The 20,759-nt window shown below is 30.5% G+C and carries 24 protein-coding genes, 2 tRNA genes and 1 pseudogene; 10 read left to right on the forward strand and 17 right to left on the reverse strand.

Annotation, left to right across the window (positions count from 1 at the left end; genetic code table 11):
• The 3 genes and pseudogenes from HA141_RS06095 to HA141_RS06105 all read right to left on the reverse strand — a co-directional run.
• A pseudogene (locus HA141_RS06095) lies at positions 1-302 on the reverse strand (porin); the annotation flags it as partial.
• 175 nt (positions 303-477) lie between these two features.
• Positions 478-645, reverse strand: coding sequence for a hypothetical protein (locus tag HA141_RS06100; protein WP_209117963.1), 168 nt, complete (start codon positions 643-645; stop codon positions 478-480).
• Between the two features lie 431 nt (positions 646-1,076).
• Complete coding sequence (locus HA141_RS06105; RefSeq protein ID WP_209117965.1) at positions 1,077-1,589, reverse strand: adenine phosphoribosyltransferase; 513 nt, start codon at positions 1,587-1,589, stop codon at positions 1,077-1,079.
• Positions 1,590-2,051: 462 nt separating this feature from the next.
• Between HA141_RS06105 and HA141_RS06110 the strand changes: the two genes are divergently transcribed.
• A tRNA-Pro gene (locus HA141_RS06110) sits at positions 2,052-2,125 on the forward strand.
• Between the two features lie 188 nt (positions 2,126-2,313).
• Here HA141_RS06110 and HA141_RS06115 read toward each other — a convergent pair.
• Complete coding sequence (locus HA141_RS06115; protein WP_209117967.1) at positions 2,314-3,210, reverse strand: hypothetical protein; 897 nt, start codon at positions 3,208-3,210, stop codon at positions 2,314-2,316.
• A gap of 183 nt (positions 3,211-3,393) precedes the next feature.
• On the opposite strand from HA141_RS06115, the gene HA141_RS06120 reads away from it, so the two are divergent.
• Positions 3,394-3,450: transfer RNA gene (locus tag HA141_RS06120), tRNA-OTHER, on the forward strand.
• 208 nt (positions 3,451-3,658) lie between these two features.
• Here the strand turns inward: HA141_RS06120 and HA141_RS06125 are convergent.
• Complete coding sequence (locus HA141_RS06125; RefSeq protein WP_079293443.1) at positions 3,659-3,991, reverse strand: AIR synthase; 333 nt, start codon at positions 3,989-3,991, stop codon at positions 3,659-3,661.
• 194 nt (positions 3,992-4,185) lie between these two features.
• On the opposite strand from HA141_RS06125, the gene HA141_RS06130 reads away from it, so the two are divergent.
• The 3 genes from HA141_RS06130 to HA141_RS06140 are packed head-to-tail and all read left to right on the forward strand — an operon-like array spanning position 4,186 to position 6,509.
• Positions 4,186-4,968 carry a GTP-binding protein gene (locus HA141_RS06130; RefSeq protein ID WP_209117969.1) on the forward strand — a complete coding sequence of 261 codons (783 nt, stop codon included), beginning with the start codon at positions 4,186-4,188 and terminating at the stop codon, positions 4,966-4,968.
• A 6-nt stretch (positions 4,969-4,974) separates the two neighbouring features.
• The gene (locus HA141_RS06135; RefSeq protein ID WP_079293447.1) at positions 4,975-5,790 is read left to right on the forward strand and encodes a metallophosphoesterase family protein; all 816 of its coding nucleotides are present in this window, start codon (positions 4,975-4,977) and stop codon (positions 5,788-5,790) included.
• Positions 5,787-6,509: a phosphoesterase gene (locus HA141_RS06140; RefSeq protein ID WP_209117971.1), complete on the forward strand. Its 723-nt coding sequence runs from the start codon at positions 5,787-5,789 to the stop codon at positions 6,507-6,509. The genes HA141_RS06135 and HA141_RS06140 overlap by 4 nt, the downstream gene beginning before the upstream one ends.
• Positions 6,510-6,939: 430 nt before the next feature.
• On the opposite strand, the gene HA141_RS06145 is transcribed toward HA141_RS06140, so the two are convergent.
• Positions 6,940-7,329: a hypothetical protein gene (locus HA141_RS06145; RefSeq protein ID WP_209117973.1), complete on the reverse strand. Its 390-nt coding sequence runs from the start codon at positions 7,327-7,329 to the stop codon at positions 6,940-6,942.
• On the reverse strand, positions 7,330-7,617 hold the full coding sequence (locus HA141_RS06150; RefSeq protein WP_209117975.1) for a hypothetical protein: 288 nt from the start codon (positions 7,615-7,617) through the stop codon (positions 7,330-7,332).
• A gap of 607 nt (positions 7,618-8,224) precedes the next feature.
• On the opposite strand from HA141_RS06150, the gene HA141_RS06155 reads away from it, so the two are divergent.
• Positions 8,225-8,542, forward strand: a complete 318-nt coding sequence (locus HA141_RS06155) for a hypothetical protein (RefSeq protein ID WP_209117977.1) — start codon at positions 8,225-8,227, stop codon at positions 8,540-8,542.
• Positions 8,543-9,247: 705 nt separating this feature from the next.
• Here the strand turns inward: HA141_RS06155 and HA141_RS06160 are convergent.
• From HA141_RS06160 to HA141_RS06175, 4 genes are all read right to left on the reverse strand, one after another.
• A complete protein-coding gene (locus HA141_RS06160; protein ID WP_032520425.1) occupies positions 9,248-9,496 on the reverse strand; it encodes a DUF1651 domain-containing protein in 249 nt (82 codons plus the stop codon).
• The gene (locus HA141_RS06165; protein ID WP_209117980.1) at positions 9,496-9,747 is read right to left on the reverse strand and encodes a hypothetical protein; all 252 of its coding nucleotides are present in this window, start codon (positions 9,745-9,747) and stop codon (positions 9,496-9,498) included. Before HA141_RS06165 ends, HA141_RS06160 begins: the two co-directional genes overlap by 1 nt.
• A gap of 67 nt (positions 9,748-9,814) precedes the next feature.
• Complete coding sequence (locus HA141_RS06170) at positions 9,815-9,967, reverse strand: hypothetical protein (RefSeq protein ID WP_209117982.1); 153 nt, start codon at positions 9,965-9,967, stop codon at positions 9,815-9,817.
• A 119-nt stretch (positions 9,968-10,086) separates the two neighbouring features.
• Positions 10,087-13,140 (reverse strand): UvrD-helicase domain-containing protein, encoded by a 3,054-nt coding sequence (locus tag HA141_RS06175; protein ID WP_209117984.1) that lies wholly within the window; start codon positions 13,138-13,140, stop codon positions 10,087-10,089.
• A gap of 447 nt (positions 13,141-13,587) precedes the next feature.
• On the opposite strand from HA141_RS06175, the gene HA141_RS06180 reads away from it, so the two are divergent.
• The gene (locus tag HA141_RS06180; RefSeq protein ID WP_209117986.1) at positions 13,588-14,955 is read left to right on the forward strand and encodes a S1C family serine protease; all 1,368 of its coding nucleotides are present in this window, start codon (positions 13,588-13,590) and stop codon (positions 14,953-14,955) included.
• Between the two features lie 281 nt (positions 14,956-15,236).
• Here the strand turns inward: HA141_RS06180 and HA141_RS06185 are convergent, their stop codons facing one another.
• The 4 genes from HA141_RS06185 to psbF all read right to left on the reverse strand — a co-directional run bounded on the left by HA141_RS06185 (position 15,237) and on the right by psbF (position 17,475).
• Positions 15,237-15,635: a YbhB/YbcL family Raf kinase inhibitor-like protein gene (locus HA141_RS06185; RefSeq protein WP_209117988.1), complete on the reverse strand. Its 399-nt coding sequence runs from the start codon at positions 15,633-15,635 to the stop codon at positions 15,237-15,239.
• A 334-nt stretch (positions 15,636-15,969) separates the two neighbouring features.
• Positions 15,970-16,383, reverse strand: coding sequence for a hypothetical protein (locus HA141_RS06190; RefSeq protein ID WP_209117990.1), 414 nt, complete (start codon positions 16,381-16,383; stop codon positions 15,970-15,972).
• A 599-nt stretch (positions 16,384-16,982) separates the two neighbouring features.
• Positions 16,983-17,168: a hypothetical protein gene (locus HA141_RS06195; RefSeq protein ID WP_209117992.1), complete on the reverse strand. Its 186-nt coding sequence runs from the start codon at positions 17,166-17,168 to the stop codon at positions 16,983-16,985.
• 10 nt (positions 17,169-17,178) lie between these two features.
• Positions 17,179-17,475, reverse strand: coding sequence for a cytochrome b559 subunit beta, long form (gene psbF / locus HA141_RS06200; RefSeq protein WP_209117994.1), 297 nt, complete (start codon positions 17,473-17,475; stop codon positions 17,179-17,181).
• 221 nt (positions 17,476-17,696) lie between these two features.
• Here psbF and HA141_RS06205 point away from each other — a divergent pair, with 221 nt between their 5' ends.
• Complete coding sequence (locus tag HA141_RS06205; protein ID WP_209117996.1) at positions 17,697-18,065, forward strand: hypothetical protein; 369 nt, start codon at positions 17,697-17,699, stop codon at positions 18,063-18,065.
• Positions 18,066-18,829: 764 nt separating this feature from the next.
• Here the strand turns inward: HA141_RS06205 and HA141_RS09710 are convergent.
• A complete protein-coding gene (locus tag HA141_RS09710) occupies positions 18,830-18,964 on the reverse strand; it encodes a hypothetical protein (RefSeq protein ID WP_257473155.1) in 135 nt (44 codons plus the stop codon).
• 113 nt (positions 18,965-19,077) lie between these two features.
• Between HA141_RS09710 and HA141_RS06210 the strand changes: the two genes are divergently transcribed.
• Entirely contained in the window at positions 19,078-19,293 is a 216-nt protein-coding gene (locus HA141_RS06210) for a hypothetical protein (RefSeq protein WP_209117998.1), read from the forward strand.
• Between the two features lie 284 nt (positions 19,294-19,577).
• Here the strand turns inward: HA141_RS06210 and HA141_RS06215 are convergent, their stop codons facing one another.
• The gene (locus tag HA141_RS06215) at positions 19,578-20,057 is read right to left on the reverse strand and encodes a hypothetical protein (protein WP_209118000.1); all 480 of its coding nucleotides are present in this window, start codon (positions 20,055-20,057) and stop codon (positions 19,578-19,580) included.
• A 225-nt stretch (positions 20,058-20,282) separates the two neighbouring features.
• On the opposite strand from HA141_RS06215, the gene HA141_RS06220 reads away from it, so the two are divergent.
• Positions 20,283-20,561, forward strand: a complete 279-nt coding sequence (locus HA141_RS06220) for a high light inducible protein (RefSeq protein WP_373921815.1) — start codon at positions 20,283-20,285, stop codon at positions 20,559-20,561.
• Positions 20,562-20,759: the final 198 nt, after the last annotated feature.

The raw sequence follows: 20,759 nt of genomic DNA on the forward strand, positions 1-20,759 counted from the left end.
TTTAAAGCGATTCCGAAATCATAACCTGTTGTAAGGTTGTCATCGCGATCGTTACCACCGTCGTCGTCATAGAACATACCAGCGTAGAAGTTAGCGCTGAATGTTGCAGTTGTAGTTTCAGAAAAACTACCTGCTTCGATATTGTTCATTCTTGCTTCTAATCCGTCTACACGGCTGTTAGTAATAGCAAGTTGTTCAGCAGGCGTGAAGTCACTAATAGTAACTTCGTTAGCTGTAGCAGACATAGGAGCTAGAAGACCTAATGTCGCAGGAGCTACAAGTAAGCTTTTAAATAGCTTCATAAATTTCCTCACACGAAATTTAGAGTACACCTTAAGATAGTGCATTTAAGCAAGAAAAATCAAGTATTAAGTAGTACAGTTTTAGATAAATGTGACACTTTTTTAACCTAAACATTACTTTTTATTGGTAATTTCAAATATCTTGACTCAATAAATTAATAATTAATTTGAAAATTTAATTAGATTTTTTAGATATCTTAAATGCGACTTCCTTAGTTTTATAGTTTTTTTTCTTGTTAGATCCCACTGAATCAACGTACCAACCGGAGGCAAGTCTAGTATCTATTTCTTCGTATGAACCAGCAAGGTTCATTTTTTTAATAGACTTTTTTTTATAATCCATAACCTAATACTAATTAACCCTAATAAATATAGCATTAAAAAAAATTTTAACTTTTAAGATATTTGAGTTAGGAAGACTAAAAAAAGATTATGTCTTTAAGAATTACTTATGCCCAATTCTTTAGAAAAAAGAAAAAAAAGATGATTTTTACCTCAACAAAAAAAATATTTAGTTATATTTTTTAAAACTTAAATACCTGAGGAGCACAAGGTTAAATGACTCAAATTAACTTTCTTGTAAATTCACTGCCTAGAGACTTAACTGAATTTGCCTTTTTCTTAATAGTTGGTTTCACTGCCGGATCTATTGGTTTAATTTAAACTAAACAATTTTTTTAATACGAAGTCAAAATTTAGTTTTTGATTAATTTTTGGAATCTAACTACATAAAATATTTAAAATCCTTCCAAACTATATCGTTATTATGAATTTTCACATTTTTAATAATGATTCAATAGGAAAATTAAATTTCGATCTTCCTCCCAAATTTATCAATTCAATTACTGTTAAAAATCCTTTAATTTGTTTATCATTTTTTGATAGTAGACTTGCAACACACCCAACCGTTCCTCCAGTAGCAAGAATATCATCAATAATTGCGAAATTATTGAATTTATCTAGAGAACTTTTTTGAATCGAAAGAGAATCCTCTCCATATTCTAAATTGTAGTTTTGTTTTACTATTTCTCCTGGAAGTTTTCCAGGTTTTCTAGCGACAATCATTGGTTTTGAAGATATTAGAGAAACTGCAGAACCAAAAATAAAACCTCTAGCATCAATAGAAATTATTGCTTCAGAATTTTGAATAATTTTACTTGCACTCATACTCATAATTATTTCATTGAAAACTTTAGGCTCATGAAGAATTCCAAGAACATCTTTAAAATCGATTCCTTTTTCAGGAAAATCTTTATAGGTATTAATTAAATCTTCGAATTTTTTCATTCTTTAAATCTAATGATGAAGGTTAAAAATTAATTGCTTAAAGTAATAATATTATGAAAAAACTACATAAATTTATTATTTTCAAAATAAAGATGTTTTATTTTATTTTCAAATGATCTTTTTTGTAAAAAGATAGATTTAATAAATGTGAGGAAATAAGATTTTTATAAAAATTTGAAGTGTTAAAGAATGGTTCAGTCTCTCCTCGAGACAAATCAATGAATTCATTAAGAAGATGAAAGATAGGACAAAAGACAAAAATCAAAAAAATCGAGCTCTTTAAAAAAATATCAATCCTTAGATAATTAAATCTTTAATATGTTTCTGGAATAATTTATAAAAAAAGTTTTTTAGCTGCAAAAGTTAGCGGCGGTTAGCAAAACTAAATAAGATAATTAATCATTCATAATATTTTATAAAAGGTCTTTTATAAAAGCTGCTTATGAATTAATATCTTATGAGCGGGGCGTGGCGCAGCTTGGTAGCGCGGGTGCTTTGGGAGCACTAGGTCGCAGGTTCGAATCCTGTCGCCCCGACTCTTAGAATCCAAGTTATAGACAGGTTTCCCAGCCTGTCTTTTTTATTGGCTAAATTATGTCCGCAGAAAAAACGGACAAATAGCGGACAAAAACCCTTTAAAGCGCATAAAAGATTAGATATTAATATCTTTTTTATTAGAAATGAGTTTACTTTTTGAGTTATTTTTAAAACCTTTATTAGGTTTTTAATCAATAAAAGTATGATTATTTCTATCATTAAAAGAATCATTATCATTAACTTCTTTCTGAAAATCATCTGAATCAGCTAAATCAAATATCTGTTCTTCAATTTCACCGGATTCAGATTTCAAGGACATTTGCTCTTCTACCTCTTGAGCAATTTCTCTAAGAGACTCCTCGTTAATATAATTAGCTCTATCTTCCGCAGCATCTACAGCATTTTGATAAGCGTCTTCATCAGAAATATCAAAATAATTATTTTCTTTATCGTCTACTTCATCAATAGGAGAAAAAGGATTTTCATAATATTTCTTACTTAAATCATATTTGTTGTTTTCATCTTCAAATTCGATTTGTTGTATATCTAATTCATTCTTAGACGCTTGATCAAATTCAGGTATTTCAAGACTTCCCTCAGAAATATTCTCAGATTCTTCCAACCATTTTTTATGTTTAATGAGACTTTTATAATCTTCAAAAGATTCATCAGATTCAATTGTCAAAGCTTTATTCATAGATTTAACAATTACTTTCAAGCAACATTTAATATCCAAGTCTTTCCAAAAAGATTTTGCATCTTTGTATTCATAAGTTTTTGATCCTGAAGTCCCAAAAATCTCATTAAGATTGCTAAAAGATGATTCATATTCTTCAAATGCTTTCTGATATTCTTCTTTATTTATTGAATCACTTAAATAGTTTCTTAATAGTAATTCGCTTTCAATTTTTCTATAAAAATCTAAGATATGATTTAAGTGAGGTTTTTTATTATCAAAATTAAGAAGAGGATCAACTTCAAAGCTGATTTTCTTTAATACATATTGTGTCGCTGGAGAATTATCAGATTCATAAGAAAAATTTCTCAAGAAATTAGAAAAAGCAATTTCAGATTTCAATTTCATAACTGATCAACAATCTTTATTTACTATTAAAAAGATAAAAAAATCTTAATTTATCCTACCTCAATAAAAAAATTTGTTTTTAATTACGGACAAATTGCGGACAAATATATCAAACTTTATCTGGAGAAACAACGCAACATCACGCAAGAAATAAGTTATAGCTTAAAAACCTAGTGATGCTAATGGGGTGTGCGGTGCTTTGGGAGCACTAGGTCGCAGGTTCGAATCCTGTCGCCCCGATTGACTTCTCACGATTCTTAAATAGTCCTTGGGCGATCCCTGGGCGATCATTTGCTATACCTTGCATAGCTTTGCATACTGCAACGCCCGCTAAAACAACTAAATAAGCAATATTAAACAGACCATTGCTCCAATACTAAAAATTAAGATCTACCCTTGCGAGTTAATAGTCTTTCAAAATAATCATTTTTTCATTTTAAATAGGTTTTTATTTATTAAATTTAAAACCCGAACCACAAGAACTTTTTGTCGCGCCTTTTGGAGTACTAATCAAGAATCCTCCTCCGGATAAATCCTGATAATGATCAAGTGATAGTTCATCTAGTAAACTTTTTTGAGATTCTGGAGCGTAGACAGTTAAGCCATCAGTTCTTGCAATCGGAATTCCTGATTTTTCCCAGATATTAACTCTCAGAAACATCCATCCATCATCAAGAATATCAGGTTGCAAATATAGGAATATTTCTCCAGGTGTACCACGATAAATTGATTGCCTGAGCAATTCATTTGAAGCAGCCTTGGTAATAGTTAAAGAACTCAATTTTTAAATACACTTAGTACATAGATTAATTATTTTTTAATTCAATAACAAGCATTCCATAATGTTCTCACTTTATTAGCTGCGTAATTTCTCTGAATTTTTTTATTTCCTCTCATAAGAAATATCTAAAAACACAAACAAAAATGATTTTCATTTTCATTTTGGTGTAAATTTTATACATCAGGTAGTTTTTTATGAGTCAAACTTGGATAATATCAGGGCCTCCAGGATGCGGTAAGACAAGTTGGATACTAAATACTTTTAAGAATCACTCTGGAAATTGTGGTTATGTACGTCTTGGCGGATATTCAGAAATTAATTTAGAGCAAGCAATAAATTCAAAAATTGATTTTGCTTTTTTGAAAGATCAAATTCCTAATTTATTAGATTTGTCAAGTTCAAAATTGCCCTTAGAGGTAGAGAAAGAGAATATTTTGATTATTATTGAATTTCCTCAATTTTTCATACCTAAATTTCAGGGTATTAGTGGTATTGATTTGAGAGTTATAAAAGAGCTTGAAATAAATAATCTTCAACCAAATAAATATTTGCATTTTGGCAGAGATCTAGAATTACCAATAAAGGATACTTTAGATTTTAAAGCAATTGAATCATGTAGTATTGACCTCAAAAAAAATATTTGGGATCCTGCAAGTTTAAATACTTTTTGGTTCGAATTAGTGAACGGTGCTTATGGAGACGTATATAGAGCAAAAGCATTAATGAACTTACCAGATGGTCGTTATATCTTGTTTAACTGGATATTGACTCAGAAAGGTTCTCAATATCAAACCTTAAATCAAGTTGCTCCTCTTAATGGAAGACCAGAAAGACACTCTGAAATTGTCATACAGGGGAAAAACTTAAACTTCCAATTAATAAAATCAACTATCAATAATTGCCTTCTTAGTGATGCTGTTCTAGAGCATCATCAAGCCACACTTAGAAATTCACAATTACAAACTTCTCGAAATTAATTAAAAATGAATCAAGCTGTTATTTCATGTTTACATGCAAATCTACCTGCAGTAGAAGCCGTATTAAAAGATATTGAATTACAAGGGATTACGAATATTACCTGCCTTGGAGATTTAGTAGGTTATGGTCCTCAACCTAATGAGGTTATTGAGTTAATCAAAGAGAAAAAAATTGCCACTTGTCAGGGTTGTTGGGACGAAGATGTAGTTGATGGATTAGATGCCTGCGATTGTAGTTACCCTTCTCAGATCGCTGAAAGGAGAGGTCATTTCGCTCATCAATGGACTACGGAAAAATTAACAAAAGAAAATAAGGATTTTTTAGCTAATTTACCCTACTCAATTCGTAAAGATAAATGTCTTTTTGTTCATGGTAGTCCTAATAGTCAACATGAATATCTGCTGCCCGATATGGATGCATTCGCAGCTCTTGAGAGAGTTGAAAATGCCAAAGCCGAGATTCTATTTTGTGGACATACTCATCAACCTTATATACGTGAACTAGCAAATGGTTCAATTGCCGTAAAGGTCAAAAACAGTGGTTCGAAAGATATTCAAAAGAAAGAAATGAATTTGCCGATGCGAAGAATAGTAAATGCAGGTTCAGTGGGAGAGCCACGGCATGGAGGAACTAAAGCTACTTATGTGGTTTATAACGACATCACTAATGACGTAAAAATTAGAGAAGTTGAATATGATATCGAACTTACCTGCAAAGCAATAATAAATGCTGGTCTTCCTCCGATTTTTGCATGGCGTTTAAAAAACGGATTTGAATTTGCCGAACGAGCTGAAGATGCTTCTCATGTTTGTGAAAGATGATAGAACGCTGGGCACTTATAAGTGGGTTAAAAGGGGATCTAGATACTTATGAACTTATTCAAAAAGATTTAAAAAAAACTCCTGGGAACATAACCCTCTTTGTTTTGGGGGATATGATAGGCCCTGAAAAAAACTGTAATAAACTTCTACACAGATTAATTAATCCAAAAAGTAATGATTTACAACCATGGTGCATATATGGTTGGTGGGAAGAACAAATCCTCTTAGAAAGTGGTTACCGTGGCAATCAAAGAGCTGAAGCTTTGAGAATAAATAAAGGTGAAGAAGTGGTCAAATCTCTAATAAATGCTGTTGATAAATCATTTCTTGATTGGATAGCAGCACTTCAATTTGGATTTGTTGAACTTGATTGTGGTTTAATTCACGGGAGCTCAAAAGATGTTGGCGACGATTTAACATTAGATACCCCGCCATTAACACTCCTGGATAGACTTACACGTCTTCAAGTAAACAGATTATTTACTGCGAGAAGTACACAACAATTTCATTTGGAATTAACAGAGGGGATTCTTAATTCGGAAGTACACGATTTAACCGGAAATCATAAGAAGGAGCAGAAGGTTCCTCAAAAAGCTGTCATTGGTGTTGGAGCAGGCAAAAATTATACTCTCTATGATGTAGGGACTGATAATACTCAATTCGTAAGGGCTGGATATCAATCAGTAAAGAAAAAAAATGGATTTGGATTACATTTTTAAACACTAGGTCGCAAGCGGGCGATCCTCGGGCGATCAAATGCTTAACTTTGCAACACTTTGCTGCATATAAGACAATTCTTGAGACTCATTTTGATAACAAATATTTCAAACTAAAGTCATAGCCTCACTTCGTTCTCATGGGTGCTGTCGCATTTTGCTGATCGAGTGCTTTGGGAGCACTAGGTCGCAGGTTCGAATCCTGTCGCCCCGACTCTTAAAAACCAAGTCATCCTAGCGAGTTACCCAGACTCGCTTTTTTATTGGAAATTATGTCGGTTACTTCAGCCGACAAAAAGCCGACAAATGCCTGATTTTTCTTAGTTATTCATAGATATTCTGAGTTATTCAATACGACAATTACGAAATTAGAAAAACATTTTGAAGTTTTGGTGCAGATTTATCCTCTTTTTTTATCTATTAATCTTTTGATCTAGTGCCAATTATTAATTGCACAAATAGATTTGAGGTGCTTCTTAGTTCTCCAAAGACAGTGAACCAATCTGCCACTTGGATTTTGGTATGGTTTTAGTCCTTGGTGCAGTCCATTTTCAATTCGTTCTAAATAAAAAGATGATCTTTCTTTTTGGTAAGGATAAACAGTAAGACTTTTGACGAATCCTTTATTACGAGGATCTATTTCTACATCACATGCTCCTAAAATTTCCCACTTAATACCCTCTCCAAGTCCACCTACTGCATATTGATTTGATGTCATTTGAAGACATGTAGTTTCTATAGGTTTTGAGAAATCAAATGGGTGAGCAACAACTGGTACTAAAAATTGAGAAATGATATGGCTAAGAAATAAGAAGCGTTTCATTTAATACTTAAATCTTTTTTTAATTTTGGTTGCACTTGGATCTTTAATTTTGTAAAAATCTGAATATTTATAAATAATAGGTTTTATATTTATGTATTCAAATCCAAGAACTTGACTTGTTTCTTCCTCTTTACGACAATATCTAAATTTAAAGCTACTATTGCCTATTGCATAATTAGGAACTTTATTAGACCATTCATTGCAAGCCTCTTTTGCTTCGTAATAAGATCCATATTTACAGCCTGTTAGCATTATCAGGGAAAGAGGTAATAAATAAAATCTTTTCATAAAAAAAGAGGGTTTTATCCCTCTAAGTTTAGATCGACTGTCAATCAATTAAATATTACATGGAATCGTTCCGAATATATAAATTGCCGACAAATTGCCGACAAATAATGCCCAATTTTTCAGGAGAAAATACGCAATACCCCGCAACTATTTAGACATGGTCTGTAGACATAGTGCCCAACTGGGCTTGTTAAGTGCTTTGGGAGCACTAGGTCGCAGGTTCGAATCCTGTCGCCCCGACTCTCTAAAACCAAGTCATAGAAAGCATTCTTAAGCTGTCTTTTTTATTTTGTAAGTAGTCTCATATTTAGATTTGCCCCTCTAGTAGCCCCTCCTGAGCTATAGCTTGCTATTACTTGCACCTATTGGTGCTCCTTTTGCCCCTCTAGTCATATACTTTTTCCTGGTCTAATATCTCCCTCTTATAACCCTCAGCAAGCTCATCATTATATCTGCACTCTTCAATTATTTTTACTATCTCGGAGATAGCTATAGTTTTTCGATCTTGCATGTTAAAAACTTCTCTATATATATAGAAACGAATTTCGAATAAAAATCAAATATCATTTATAGAATTAAAGAGAAGAAAAATAATCTTTGATATTTAATGTTGCGACTTCTTCCTTTACCGATTTTTATTTGCATTTATCTATTCTCTTGGTGGAGATGTAAAAAAAATATTATCGCTAGTGATAAGCAACTAAAACCTTGCATTGATTGGGCATATATAAAAAATTTACCTCTTCCTCCCAAACCTTCATTCGTAGAGTTTTATATTGTTTATGTTTCTTCTTTTTTAAAATTTCCCTTTGGGATAATTATTCAAGCACTACCTTTCGCAAAGAAGGTAAGATACTACGAAAGAGAAATGAAATTAATATTTGATAAATGGAATTTAGAAAAAATTAAAAAAATAATCAACTGAATATCTATCAGCCCTCTAATAATTACTCCTTATTTCCAGAGTCTATATTTTAAATAAATGTAGATAGGAAAAACCACTAAGCTAACTGTAGTGACAAAAGCAAGAATATCCTGCAACATATAAATAGACCCCCAATAAGGAAAATCATCACGGAAAAGCCTAAAAGGTAGGTATTGAACCTGGAAGAAATAAAACCTCATCAATATAAAATTAAAAACTTCCTCAAACAGGTTCTGAACAATAGGAAAAATAAAAGCTCCACCCATTATTAATAAAAAGCTCTTAAATACTTTTTTATCTTTATTCATTTCGAAATTATTCCTTATATATAGTATTAATAGCTCCACTGGTTAGCTTCTGCCCTGGCTTTCATATAGCACTCGTGAAGTTGAAGAGCCCCTCCTGACTAATATCATTTAATGTCATGCAATAGCAGTTTGCAATACTCTGTCTCAAATTGGTTACTATAACTACTATTTATTCAAGCCATAACAAAAGTCTCAAGAATATTAGAGAAATAGTCACGAGTGCTTTGGGAGCACTAGGTCGCAGGTTCGAATCCTGTCGCTTATACTCTTAAAAACAAAGTCATACTAGCGAGTCTCCCAACTCGCTTTTTTATTTCTTACTGTCTCATCTTGCGAAAGGGGCACTCTAGGGGGCACTCGTTTGAAGTACTTTGATCTAAAATGTGCCTACTAATAACTAGAAATAACTCCTGAAGATACTTGTTTTCTTCCATCCCTCATCCAGTAGTTGTTTATATTCCTTCCTAGCTGCTTCGATAGTTTCAACTCTGCTTCCCTTCATAACTGGTTTACTACTCCTTTTATATACGCATCCATAACTAATCATCATTGCATCAATACTGGGACTAGGCTTCGATACATCCTCAAATGGTTCAAATACTTTTATCCTATTTCTTTCATTATTTATAAGAATAAATCTCTCCATTACTTGCCTTTAGATAAAAGATAATTTAAAAAAATACCTCCCGAAACTAATAAACATCCCATAGCAACAAATCCAAGTAAATCTATTAATGATTTATCAGTATTTATTTTTAGAAAAGTTAAAGCAAAAGCTATTGGAGGGAATAATAATATTGTTTTTGGAATTAGCGCCTGATTCCATTTCTTTATATTTGTATCTTCTTCGTTTAACTCTTGATACATCTTTTCCAGTTTTTTTCTTTCTTCTTCCATTAGATAAGCAATAAGCAAATAATTGCTCCCATACTAAAAATTAAGCTCCACCCTTGCGAGTTAATTTTCATTGATAAATATCGAGTAATTTTATATAAATTCCTAACAATACTAATGTTGCTAAACCTCCTCCAATAAATATATTTGGTTGATTATTCCAAAGATTAGTTAAATATTCCATAAAAAAATTACTCATTGTAGATTTGTTTATTTTTTCCATTTTAATTACGTATCTATCATTAATAGATCAATAAAATCTTCCCAAAAAATTTTTTAAAAAAAAAGGGATTTATAAAAGAATACTAAACATCTTTTCTTTTTTTAACTTTTTAAAAAAAGTTATTTTTCCAATGAATCGTAGAAATCCTTAGTAGAAAGATTGCCAGGCCAATCAAATATTTTACGGTCAGCAGAATCTAAAAGTATGAAATATAGATCACAGCCTTTTAGTTTATCGATTAGTTCTATAATCTCTTCTGCAGCCTCTTTCAATGAAGTTTTCAGAACTTTTCTCCTTATAGCTATTTCATTTAGATATTCTAGTTTAAAACCATAGGCTTCTAACTCATTCCTTTTCTCATATAGAAATGATTTTTGGTTGGGTATGTTTCTAATATCAATTCTAAAAAGATTTGGAATAACTTTTCTTTTGTATGGAAATTTAGCCCATTTTTCTGTTGGAATTATTTTTTCATCTTTAATAAATTCAGAAATAGAATTATCTTTTTCAGACAAAAAAATCAGTTTTTCCTTCGCTCGAGAACAGGCAACATAAAAAAGTTTCCTTTCATCTTCAATTAGAACTTCAGGATAATCACCAAATATTCTCATAAATTGAGAACTTGGATGAATTTTACCAAAATTGTGAGGATTGATAATTATTACAGTGTCAGCTTCACCGCCTTTAGCACTATGTGCAGTTGATGCCTTTACTGCATAAGAATAAAGATGTTTTTGATAAACCTTAGCTAGAAACTCTTCAAGAAGTTTTATACCATTATCTTTTTTCTCTTCTATAAATTTTAGATTATTATCATCTCTCCTTAACCTTAGCGATAGATTTTTAACACGTGATAAGACATAAGAGAATTTAATTTTTTCTTCTATACGTTTTTCAACTTGACTTCTAAATCTTGATTCAAAATTTGTAATTTTGATTAGGAAAGGTATAACTCTTAACAATGAGGAGATGATAATGTCGGAATTAAATAAGAAACTTTCAGATTCAACCATCTCTAATTCATTTAATTTAAAGTTAAAAATCTCACCCTTTAATTTATGGTTTGAATCACTATATTTTGAAATTACCCCATTATTTTCCATTATTGAATTACAAAAATCTACTATGGGCTTTGCGCTTCTGAAGTTTGTCGTTAAAAAAAGTTCTTTTGGGTTTTTAAAATAATTTGCGAAATTATTAAAATATTTCAAATCTGAACCCATAAACCTATAAATCATTTGCCAATCATCACCTACAGCATTTATTAATAAGTTATTTGAAACTTTTAGGATAGTTTTTATCAATTCCTGATAAATGAAAGAAAAGTCTTGAAATTCATCAATAAAAAGGAATTTTAATTTTTTGAAATTTACTTTAATATTCCCCTTTTCAGTTTCAAAATTTGTTTCCCCACTTTCTATCTTTGAAATACAATTCCACATAATTTCAGGGAAATTAGTCATTTTTTGTTCTTTCAAATAGTGTTTATATTTTTTATAAATGCTTGGTAAAAGATCAATAAAGTCTTTTTCTTCATCAGTAATAGGTTCGTAGTTAAATATAAAGTCATCAATTTCATTTAGATCATTCGAAATTGTATTTAATCTATTTACAGATTGTTCAACAAGTTCTTCAAAAGCTAATTCTATTTTTCTCCTAATTTTTTCAATAATTTCTTCATCAGATAGTCTCTTAATTTTAAGATTTAAATTATTTTCTTCGCAAATATTCTTGAGCTTCTTCGTGAGCATAAAGTAATCCTCTTCTCGTCCTTCCATGAAATCAGCTCCAAAAGTTTGGAAGTCTTCTTTTGTAAGCTCAAGTATCAAATATTTATTTCTTCCGTAAAATTCTTGTTTATATTCAACTTCCTCTTCATACTCTTTATTTCCTAATAGTCCATAATATTCAATTATTAATTTCTCTTTAGGCAGATAAAAATCAGGATAAATTTTCTTTCCTTTAAAACTAAAAGGTCTCTCATAGATAAAATCTATATCATGTTCAAATAAGAAATCGCCAATTCTTTTCTCTCCCCTTGATTTAATAACAACTCCATTAATCGTTTCATTTTTTAATTTATACCTGAGTTGATTTAACTCTTTTTGAGTATATTTTTCAGTGGCATTAATCCATTTCTCCCAATCTGATCTAAATGATTTTAATAATAAACTTTTTAACTTTGAAGAATTTACATTTTCTTTATTAAGAAATTCCTTAACGATCCTTTTTATTATTTGATTTTGCTCAAGATCCCTAGCTATTTTTTTATCCCTTTTAGAAAATGAATTTGATAATCTGTCAAAATTCATAATTGGGAAATATTGTTTATTTTTTAATTCAGCCTTATTTATAAGTTTTAAAACTCTATTTTTTAAATCTTCCCTAGCTGAAACATTGAATGTTAATGCAAGTAATTCATCATGAGAATACCCAAGATAGTAAATTAAGAAAATAATTTTTGTTGCTACCATTTCGGTTTTACCACTACCCGCTCTTGCGGTCATTCTTATAGAAGAATCAGTATCAATAATGAATTTAATTTGTTCTTCAGTTGGCGCTCTTAATCCAATTTCTTTAATCCATTCAGTAGCTATTTCTTTTTTGATCTCAATCAAGTCGCTTAATTCCAAATTCTGACCAATTTCTTCTGCAATTTTTTTGATATTCAAGTTCCAATTTATCCTTATCCCATTTCTAGTTGTATTTAAAATTTTCCTTATTTTTAATTTTGCTTCTTTCTCTTTTTCTATCTTTATCTGTCTTTCTCGTTTCTCTCTTAACTCTTTTTCTTCTTTTTCTTTAAGAAGTTTTTGATTAGCCTTTTCATAAATAACACTCAATATTTGTGTTAATTGAAACCCAGTAATTTCTGAACCTTTAAGTTTTATTGATTTGAGAGCCTCTGGATTAAGTCTTCTTTGAGAGATGTCATTTAATAATTGAATGAAATGTTTAAGAGCAGAATTTCCTACGAGATTAATTTGGCCATTTTTATATTGATTATGTAACTCATAAACCAATTCTTTGTATGCTAATTGGGCCTCTTCAAATTTTTGATTAAATATACAAAGAATTGTCTTATTAAAAAGAACTATTGAATTTGATGAGAGACTATTTAAACCTATATTATTTGCTTTTTTATATAAATATTTAGAAAGGTTATTTTTCATACATTTTTAGCTTCAGTACTAAAAGTATTTTCTTATCTAAGACTATTATGAACTTACAGCAGTTCTTTGGAAACTTAATTATGTTTTGGAGGGGGAGCTAGAGGGTAAATACATGTAATAACAAGTATGAATAATGAGACTGATTACATATCAAAATTACCAAAATTATTGTTTTTATTAAAGCTATAAGTAAAGTCTCAGTACTTTCTTAAAAATAACGCCCAGTGCTTTGGGAGCACTAGGTCGCAAGTTCGAATCCTGTCGCTCCGACTCTTAAAAACCAAGTCATACTAGAGAGTTTCCCAGACTCTCTTTCTTATCGGAAAAATACGACGGCAGCTAGAGCCGTCAAATTACCGTCAAAACAATTTTTTATTAGAACTATTTTTAAGAAAGGTGGAAAACATATGACAATCACATTATTATTTAGCAACGATGCTTTTGTTAATGCGTTTAAAAAAATCAATAATCTCAATAATTTCTTTTGGGAGCTTCTTTGGTCTATCCACCTTCTCCTCTTTATCAGAAAGTTCAATTGCAGCGAAAATTAATTGTGAATCTCCAGTTCACAGAGGTAAACATAAGGATTGTGTTGATAAAGATGGCCGACCTAAGAGAAAAGAACTAATTGATCCTGATACTGGCCTTTCTGTTGTTGAAATGGAAAGTGACATATTGTGGAACAGAATCCCAAGAAGAAATAAAGTTCCTTATGAGCAGATAGTTAAATCCACATCTAGTTTTGATGGGAGTACTGAGTATGTTGTTTATGATCGGAATTATAAATTTAGTTATCCATATGAATCCACCGTTTTTACAAAGTGGTCATCAGATTATGTAAGAGGCATTTGGACTTTAAAAGCAGGTTGCGGTCTTATAGCTTGCACTGCAGGATATGAAACAGATGGTGGAGATTTACCTTCCCCTCTAGAAGTAAAATTCGCTGGGAGAACTTATTCTTTGTACGGAGATGATGGCAAATTTATGCTTCCTAATAGATTTGTAAACGATATCAAAAACGCAAAAACCTATGATGGATTATCAATAAGAGTACGACGTACTGTAGTTCCTATAGGAGAAAAAACTGTTGAAAAACTATCTCTTCTTTATAAAAAATCAATTAAAAAATGGGATTTACCAAAGATTGCTATAAACATAAAAAACATAAAAAAGAATCCCTCAATTAAAGAAATTGCAGGAAGCTCACTTCCCAGTGTAGTTACTGTAAGAGCTGGAAGTGGGCAAGGGACTGGTTTTTTTATTACTGACGGAGGTACTATACTTACCAATAGGCATGTTGTTAGTGGAGCATCCAATAAAGAAATCCTTATTGATACTGTTTCCGGAAGACAATATAAAGGTAAAGTTACTTTTATAAGTAGAGAAGATGATTTTGCAATCATTGATGTAAAGGGCACTGATCTTCCAAAAGCATTGCCTATCTGCTATTCAAATTATCCAATGGCAGGAGAAGATGTGGTTGCATTAGGCTCTCCTCTTGGTTTGTCAAACACAGTTACTAGGGGGATTGTAAGCGCTTTGAGAAGATCAGGAAGTGACTTTGATTCAATTGTTATGAGTGGCTCTTCATTAATTCAAACTGATGCTGCAATAAATCCCGGTAATAGTGGAGGGCCTCTTTTAAACGAGAATGGAGAAGTTATTGGAGTAAATACATTTGGTAAAACCTCCAGCGAAGGTTTGAATTTTGCTGTTTCAATAGTTGATATAATGCAACAACTTAAAGTGAGAAGACCTGGTGGGCTAGAAGCCTTAGAAATGAAGTTAAACTCTTGTGGCAACAAGTTCAATTAACAAATTCAAATGGCCGTCAATATGCCGTCAAATATATGCAAGTTTGTCATGTCAAATTAAGCAAACCCCGCATCTATTTAGTCATTGCGTGTAGACAAAGTGTCCTAATAGATTTGTTAAATGCTTTAGGAGCACTAGGTTGCAGGATCTAATCCTATTGCTCCGACTCTATCAAATCAAGTTCATACTAGCGAGTTACCCAGACCTGCTTTTTTATTGCTTTTACTTGTTGGCTCATCGCTACCAACAAATAGCCAACAAATTTAATAATTTCAAGAATTTCAAGGATATTCTTTTCTTGCTTTCGCAACAGCTAATTTCCCGCCACTTTTTTTAGATTGCGCAGTAACTGTCCACTCATAGGTATGTGTTCCGCTTGGTGGGCAAGGAGATTTGTATATAAATGCACCTGGCTCTATTACATTTTCTCCAAAGTATTCAATTTTTCCTCCGCCATGATTAAAACTTGGAGCATTCTTGTCTTTCATTTTAAATTTGATAAATTTTGTGCCTTTAGGTACATTATTGAGAGTAAAAATTGGATTTGATACTTTGTTTGGATAACCAGTTGTACATTTTTTTATATCTCCCCATTCAAAAGAAATGGAAAATTCTTCTGCCAAGCATGATACTGGAGTAGCCAAAATGGTACCAAAAATCAAAAATGATTTTATGTTCATTAAATTTCAAGTAAGTATTTATTTTAAATTTAGCATTTTCAAAGTTTTTTTTTCCTTTAAAACTTTTTTCGAAATAAGTAATCAAATATTCGCCAACAAATAACCAACAAATTGTGTTTATTAACTTAATTAATAACTTTAGTTAATTCTTCAAAGAATAGGAATGATCTGTAGAATAAGTGCTCTATTTTCCTATTAAGTGCTTTGGGAGCACTAGGTCGAAGGTTAAAATCCTGCAGCCCCCGACTATAATAATCCAATTCTTAGAGAGTTTTTCCAGTCTGTCTTTTTAATTTCTTATATTCTGTCCTCAATGATTGCGGACAAAATATGCTTAATTGAAAGGGAAAGTATTCTTAGTAGGAGATATAAAAAGTACTTCAAAAACAATTCCAGTCAAACCAATAGGCAATACCCAAATACCAATAAATCTATGATCAAAAAATCTTAAATGATCTTCACCCCTGAAAACACTTCGTAAAGAAGTAAATAGAGTTTCAGGTTGTTTATAAGATGGCCCATTTACAGAAGGAGAATATGGCTTGACAAAGGCTGAAGAAGCAGAAAACTTTGCGATTTTTCTTAAAAAATAAATAGGTAAAACCCATATAGCAACGAATCTTCCACCAAGCCACTGTCTCGCATTAGGGAGAGCATACTCTTTAATAGATTTATTCTCTGGCATTCCAGATTCCAAATTCTTATAAATTTTTTCTAATGTAGACTCATTACTTGATTTATTGATCATTTGATTTTCAGAAAAAATTACTTTAAAAGGTGTAATAAATAAAAATATTCCTAACTACTAAAATAACTAAAACGTAGTTAGGAATATTTTCGTTGGCTAGGTTCATAGAGACGGAATCTATACCGTTGCAGATTCGCCAAATATCTACATATTCTTTATAAAGAAAAAACTCTTTTTTAAAAAGTAAATAATATACATAAGAAGGAATAATATTTAATAATTTAGAGTTTTAATTAAGAATTTAATTTAATATTCATGACTATTAAAAAATATTTAAACCTCATTTTCTAAGATTGCGAAAAAGAAAATGAGGTCAAAGGGAGGTTCTCATTACGAACCGCTTTATCAAAGCTAGCGGTTAGTAGATTGCCCTAATATCTACTTATATATTTATATAATGAGTTTTAAAATACAGGAAGATTAATTTTATACAAGTAAGTGTTTAATATTTTATGTGATTATTGCTTAGGAAAAACTAATTAATGTACTTACTATAGTTATTGAAAGATAAAAAAATGCATAAAGAGAAACTGCAAAAAACAAATACTGTTCTATTGGAATCATGAGAATGTATTAATTAAAAGGGTAAGTAAATTTGATTAATTTTTTGTTAAAAAGATATTCTCAAAAATATAACTTTCTTCTATTGATTCATTTTTAATAGAAATATTTTTTGGCAAATTATTATTCGCAGAATTAAAAGCACCCCATTTTTTTAGCCAAAACAAGGTATAAAAAAATGCGATTAAAAATGGTGCTCCAACAATTAAAAATCTAATGTCCATCAAATTTTTATTAATAAGTTTTAAACTGCATTGCCAATATTGCTCCAAGGAAGAAAACAGTTGGAATCCCTAGTGCATTGACTGCTGCGGTTCTTACAGTAAATACTGGATAACCTTCTGCTGGTCTACCAGTGTCAGGAATTAATGCTGAATCTTTCCATACTTGATAATTTTTAAAAGGAGCTACTCCCTTCTTTGGTAATCCTAGTGGTGTTAATCTAAATACATCCCACCTACCTAACCAAAAGACTGTGAATATCCATGAGAATATTATTGGAGTAATAACAAGTAAAATCCTAAAATCCATTTCTAAAAAGTAATAATAAATGTGATTATTATTTTGTCTTTTTTAGTAAAATAAATTATTCGATCATTAACTTATATTTAAAGAAAAACTTTTAATAACATAGTCTCTAATCATTAGTAACATCATGAAATGATTAATTGATTTATTTAAAGTATATTTTTTTTGATTGCGATATTTAGATATTTTTTTTGATGTAGATTTTAGTTAATTAAAGAACAAATATGGAAACCTTTAGATTCTTACTTTTTGGTTTAGCAGGAGTTAGTGTAGTTTTTTGGGTGGCAATAATAGCTTTATGGCATGCATATATGTTTCCAAGATTTTTCAATGAAGATAAAGGTTTAAATGCTGTTGTCAATCAAGAAATAAAAGTTTCAACAGATCCAATATTAGGCAGTTTGGTTAACAGCAATAATTTCAAAAATAGAGACAAATATTCAATGAAAAATTTTGTTATTGCAGACTTTTCATCAGCAAGTAATAATTTCAAACTAAACAAACTCTACACAACAGTAATGATTGGAGTTACTTTTGCAAGTTTTATTTTTCTCACTTATGGATTCAGCAGTTCAATAACAAAGATAAGTTAAATGGAATCTATATATGTAATTGTTTTTATTACTTGCTTTGTTTATATAATTTTTGACTCCTTAAAAAATATAAATATAAAATAGATTGCTAATGTTTTTTGCCAGCTAATAAAATCTTTCTTCTTATATAGAAAAATACCAATGAAGTTATTAGCATAACAGGTGGATGAAATGAAATTGAATTTAGATATTCGAAGTAATCAAATGATTCCAAAATTTTTGTTCTTAATTTCCTAAAACTATATTTCATCTCTAAAATTTTTATTGATTTAAATAATTCAATATCTTGTATAAAAAGCTAGCTAAATTTTTCTTAACTAATATTTTCATGAAAAATATTACTTTATTTGTCACAAAAATCCTCACAGAACTCAACAAAAGATCAGATATAGTTTGAAAACCTAGTGCTGAACTATGGCTGTTGAGTGCTTTGGGAGCACTAGGTCGCATGTTCTAATCCTGTCGCCCCGACTCTTTAAAATCAATTCATAACAGTTGGTCCTTATTATTTGTATTTTCAAAAAACCTTTTTACCCTTGATCTATTTGAGTTAACCAACCATAAAGACTTAGCCATCTTAATCTTTAAAAGTAATTTTTAATATTTTTGCTATAAATTAATTGAGGCCAAACCTCGTCAGCACACTTTACGTTTGCTGCAAGACATAAATTGACTTTATATAGTTGCGAGTCGATTTAATAACCCTTTCAGTAGTTGGAATTTCTGGGAGGGTTTCTTGTTACTGATATTTATTAAGTAATCGATTATAGATTACCAACAATACTATTACCCCAACTATTCCATAAATAGCATGGGAAGGGTCGTGATGATTCTGCCAAAGCTCTTTTAAAAAATCCTTCAATACTTAATAGCCATTGCCCAATGAGGATAACATCCATAAGATTTTTCTCTAATTTATTGTAATTTTCTGCTATTTATTTTTAATCTTTAGGCCATTGCATTTGCATAATTTCTTTCCTCTGTTAATTTTAGTGGAATTGAATAAGTTCAAATGCAAGATCAAAGAATTGAGAACATATCGGCTGTTGCGATAAATATAACTAAGGTGCTTGTAATAATTTATCTAGGCTTCGAAGAAGTATTTAAAATAGGCAAATCACTTAGAGAGAAATTAGATTTTGAACTTGATATTTCTCGAAAATGGGCTACACAAACTTATTCGATTCTAAAAAAACGACTAGCGGAAGAAAAAGTAGCGGGTGGTTAGAAAATTAGTTATTAATCTTTAGGCCATTTATGAGAAACTAGCACTTCTAATCCAGCTTTGCCCCTCTTTTTTTTTGTTCAGTGAATAGTCTTTATCTATGTAAAAGTTCTTGATCTGTATGGGTAATATTGTAATTAATTTCGAAATATTGGCCGCCAAGTTTTTTTATATCTTCTGAATCTTTCTTAGAGGGAATGAATTGAAGCTTTAATTGCTTAAGCTACTTTTGCTCATATTATTTTTTGGTGGAAACTTTTATAAACAAATTCTGAGATTAATGCAAATTAAATTTCAATCCATTCATTATTATCCAGTTTATAGCTCTTCGTTTTTTGTTCTAAGTCACTTATCCATAGGGATCCTAGTTCTAAAGTTAGAGGGTTTATTTTGAATACAAAATCTTTCTGCCAAGCAATTTGAAGATCAACAATTTTCATATTCATATTTTTTTCTTTGCGACATACTTGATTTATGTAATCGAATAAATTTTTATATTCAATAAAATCTCCAAATTCGGGAGTGAAGCTGAAAGTTTCACTGAGATTTTTAATATCTTTACCTATTTGGACTTCCCAATTGATTAGAACAAAAGCACCTTTATTCTTGTGAAATATCAATTCTTTCCGTTTCTTATACAATGTTGAGCAAGCATAATATCTAACTCCATCTCCATCTTGATTTGTATGATATTTAATATTGCGAAAATCTTTTGTCAAGGATTTAAAATTTAAATCTATATTAATTCGAGATTGAATAGATTTCATTCATTAAATTTGAGGAGATTTTACTTCCTAAATTCCATTTGACACTAGGTCGATGAGGAGACCCTATGAGAATACCTCTTGACTAAGATCATGCTATTACAATTAATATCAAGAGTCTGTATTAAAAGAAAAGTTATTTATCGTTTGCACTTTTGATTACTCTTTTGAACCTATTTAGCCTTTTTTGTTTTTAAAATGTAGAAAGTTCCAATTTCTAAAAAAATGATTGAAAAAAAAGAAGATAATATTAGAAGCGAAAGTTACTACCCCGATTCTAATTTCTACATTGATAATAAAGAAAATGATATTTCTGATAAGGCCAATACTTCTCAAAAGAATTCTCTATTAAGAGATCAAATACTTAATATGGGGGAAAATTTTGAATGGCCAAATACTTATTGGTTCATTGCGGAAAGAACAAATGGAAGGCTTGCAATGATAGGCTTCATGGCTGTAATTATTAACTACACATTATTTGGATGGATAGCATATCCAATCCTTTAAATGAGTATTCTAATTTTGATAAAAATGGTACATATAACTCAAGAACGCATTGGTTTCAATATGCTGCCTTTGTTGTAACAGTACTTTCTATTTATTTTAGTTGAGCATTTTTCATTGATGCGAATTTTATCTTTTAGCTGTAAAAATTTTCAAATTATGGAATTGCAATGGATATAACCCTCTAAGTTATTGCTTAAT

Origin of the sequence: Prochlorococcus marinus XMU1402 (genome assembly GCF_017696205.1) — a bacterium.
In the GTDB taxonomy this organism is placed as follows: domain Bacteria; phylum Cyanobacteriota; class Cyanobacteriia; order PCC-6307; family Cyanobiaceae; genus Prochlorococcus_A; species Prochlorococcus_A marinus_AC.

What these genes read in the sequence shown, in the direction of transcription:
- HA141_RS06155 (WP_209117977.1), top strand. Translation starts at nt 8,225, where the DNA reads ATGTTGCGACTTCTTCCTTTACCGATTTTTATTTGCATTTATCTATTC.
- HA141_RS06175 (WP_209117984.1), bottom strand. Translation starts at nt 13,140, where the DNA reads ATGAAAAATAACCTTTCTAAATATTTATATAAAAAAGCAAATAATATA.
- HA141_RS06160 (WP_032520425.1), bottom strand. Translation starts at nt 9,496, where the DNA reads ATGGAGAGATTTATTCTTATAAATAATGAAAGAAATAGGATAAAAGTA.
- HA141_RS06135 (WP_079293447.1), top strand. Translation starts at nt 4,975, where the DNA reads ATGAATCAAGCTGTTATTTCATGTTTACATGCAAATCTACCTGCAGTA.
- HA141_RS06115 (WP_209117967.1), bottom strand. Translation starts at nt 3,210, where the DNA reads ATGAAATTGAAATCTGAAATTGCTTTTTCTAATTTCTTGAGAAATTTT.
- HA141_RS06210 (WP_209117998.1), top strand. Translation starts at nt 19,078, where the DNA reads ATGCAAGATCAAAGAATTGAGAACATATCGGCTGTTGCGATAAATATA.
- HA141_RS06190 (WP_209117990.1), bottom strand. Translation starts at nt 16,383, where the DNA reads ATGATCAATAAATCAAGTAATGAGTCTACATTAGAAAAAATTTATAAG.
- HA141_RS06165 (WP_209117980.1), bottom strand. Translation starts at nt 9,747, where the DNA reads ATGGAAGAAGAAAGAAAAAAACTGGAAAAGATGTATCAAGAGTTAAAC.
- HA141_RS09710 (WP_257473155.1), bottom strand. Translation starts at nt 18,964, where the DNA reads ATGGATGTTATCCTCATTGGGCAATGGCTATTAAGTATTGAAGGATTT.
- HA141_RS06195 (WP_209117992.1), bottom strand. Translation starts at nt 17,168, where the DNA reads ATGGACATTAGATTTTTAATTGTTGGAGCACCATTTTTAATCGCATTT.
- HA141_RS06185 (WP_209117988.1), bottom strand. Translation starts at nt 15,635, where the DNA reads ATGAACATAAAATCATTTTTGATTTTTGGTACCATTTTGGCTACTCCA.
- HA141_RS06170 (WP_209117982.1), bottom strand. Translation starts at nt 9,967, where the DNA reads ATGGAAAAAATAAACAAATCTACAATGAGTAATTTTTTTATGGAATAT.
- HA141_RS06215 (WP_209118000.1), bottom strand. Translation starts at nt 20,057, where the DNA reads ATGAAATCTATTCAATCTCGAATTAATATAGATTTAAATTTTAAATCC.
- HA141_RS06130 (WP_209117969.1), top strand. Translation starts at nt 4,186, where the DNA reads ATGAGTCAAACTTGGATAATATCAGGGCCTCCAGGATGCGGTAAGACA.
- HA141_RS06205 (WP_209117996.1), top strand. Translation starts at nt 17,697, where the DNA reads ATGGAAACCTTTAGATTCTTACTTTTTGGTTTAGCAGGAGTTAGTGTA.
- HA141_RS06150 (WP_209117975.1), bottom strand. Translation starts at nt 7,617, where the DNA reads ATGAAAAGATTTTATTTATTACCTCTTTCCCTGATAATGCTAACAGGC.
- HA141_RS06140 (WP_209117971.1), top strand. Translation starts at nt 5,787, where the DNA reads ATGATAGAACGCTGGGCACTTATAAGTGGGTTAAAAGGGGATCTAGAT.
- HA141_RS06145 (WP_209117973.1), bottom strand. Translation starts at nt 7,329, where the DNA reads ATGAAACGCTTCTTATTTCTTAGCCATATCATTTCTCAATTTTTAGTA.
- HA141_RS06105 (WP_209117965.1), bottom strand. Translation starts at nt 1,589, where the DNA reads ATGAAAAAATTCGAAGATTTAATTAATACCTATAAAGATTTTCCTGAA.
- psbF (WP_209117994.1), bottom strand. Translation starts at nt 17,475, where the DNA reads ATGGATTTTAGGATTTTACTTGTTATTACTCCAATAATATTCTCATGG.
- HA141_RS06100 (WP_209117963.1), bottom strand. Translation starts at nt 645, where the DNA reads ATGGATTATAAAAAAAAGTCTATTAAAAAAATGAACCTTGCTGGTTCA.
- HA141_RS06180 (WP_209117986.1), top strand. Translation starts at nt 13,588, where the DNA reads ATGCGTTTAAAAAAATCAATAATCTCAATAATTTCTTTTGGGAGCTTC.